Origin of the sequence: Kitasatospora sp. NPDC091257 (assembly GCF_044757675.1) — a bacterium.
Taxonomy (GTDB): Bacteria; Actinomycetota; Actinomycetes; order Streptomycetales; family Streptomycetaceae; genus Kitasatospora; species Kitasatospora lactacystinica.
In genome coordinates this window covers 1-1473 of the sequence record NZ_JBIVVI010001667.1, presented here as the reverse complement: position 1 = coordinate 1473, position 1473 = coordinate 1, and the positions used below count along the sequence as shown (strand labels likewise).

Genomic DNA, 1473 nt, shown 5'->3' with positions numbered 1-1473 from the left:
GTCTGAGCAGGGGGAGGGACTATGGGGCGGATTCGCGTCCTGGTGGTCGACGACCACCGGATCTTCGCCGAGGCGCTGGCCGCGGCACTGGCCGCCGAGCCGGACGTGGAGGTGGGGGCGGCGGGCAGCGCGGCCGCCGCCGAGCGGGCCTTGGAGCGCGCGGCCGGCGAGGGCCGGGCCTACGACGTGGCACTGATCGACGCCGACCTCGGCGTCGAGGCGTCGGGTGTCGGCGCCGCCGCCGGTGCGGCCGGGCCGATCGGAACAGCGGGCCCGGCCGGATTACCCGGCGGGCCCGGAGCCGCCGGTCCGTACGGGGGCTCCGGTCCGTACGGGGGCTCCGGTCCGCACGGTGCGTCGGGAGTACTGGGAGTGCTGGGAGCACCGGGAGCCGGGGCGCACGCCCGCCGCCGGCCCGCTGCGGAGCACGGCGACGAGGCCCGGCGGGGTCGTGCCGCCCCGCCCGTGCCGCAGCCGCGCCGGGCGGCCGTACCGCCGGGGCCACCGGTTCAGCTGTCGGGCGGCCTGCCGCCGGTCGCCCGGTCCGCGGTGGACCCGTTGCGGGGCGACCAGCTCAGACCCTCCGCCCAGCCGCCCGACGGCATCACCCTGCTGGCCCGCCTCCGCCGCGCCCATCCAGGGCTGCGCGCGATCGTCCTGGCCACCGCCGACGACCCGCACCGCGCCGCCCGCGCCCTGCACGCGGGCGCCACCGGCTGGGTGGCGAAGGAGAGTTCGCTGGCCCGGCTGCTCGCGGTGGTCCGGGGGGTGCTGCGGGACGAGACGCACCTGCCGCCCGCGCTGCTCACCGGGGTGATCCGCGAGCTCACCACCGCCCGGCGGGACCGTACCGAGAGCGAGCGGCTGGTGGACACCCTGACCCCGCGGGAGAAGCAGATCCTGCGCTGCATGGTCGCGGGTCTCGGCCGGCAGGCCGTCGCGGAGCGGCTCTACCTGTCGCCGCACACCGTCCGGACGCACATGCAGAACGTGCTGGGCAAGCTCGGGGTGCACTCCACGCTGGCGGCCGTCGCGGTCGCCCGCCGGGCCGGGGTCAGCCCGGCCGAGCCGGCCGTGCCTCCGCCGCCCTCGGTGGTCGGCACCGTCGAACGGCCCTGAGCCGGGACCCGCGAGGCGGGCCCACGGGCCGGAGGGCGGGAGCGTCGTCAGCCCGGGATGTTGTCGAACGGGGCGACCAGCAGCCGCAGCAGCGTGGCGAGTTCGGTCTGCTGGCCGGAGCTGAGCTGGGCGAGCAGTTCGCGCTCGTGCGCGAGCAGTCCGGCGAGCGCCTGGTCGGCGCGGTCGCGGCCGTCGTCGGTGAGCCGGACCAGTACGCCGCGCCGGTCGTCCGGGTCGGGCAGGCGCTTGACCAGGCCCTTGCCGGTGAGCCGGTCGATCCGGTTGGTCATGGTGCCGGAGGTGACCAGGGTCTGGGTGAGCAGCTGGCCGGGGGAGAGCTGGTAGGGGGAGCCG

General features: G+C 77.7%; 2 protein-coding genes. One reads left to right on the top strand and one right to left on the bottom strand.

Features of this window, described 5'->3' with window-relative positions:
- The first annotated feature begins 366 nt into the window (after positions 1-366).
- Positions 367-1119, top strand: a complete 753-nt coding sequence (locus tag ACIQOV_RS41145) for a LuxR C-terminal-related transcriptional regulator (protein ID WP_401056227.1) — start codon at positions 367-369, stop codon at positions 1117-1119.
- Between the two features lie 47 nt (positions 1120-1166).
- On the opposite strand, the gene ACIQOV_RS41140 is transcribed toward ACIQOV_RS41145, so the two are convergent.
- Positions 1167-1473 (bottom strand): MarR family winged helix-turn-helix transcriptional regulator (locus ACIQOV_RS41140; protein ID WP_401056225.1); only part of this gene is annotated, 307 nt, incomplete at its 5' end.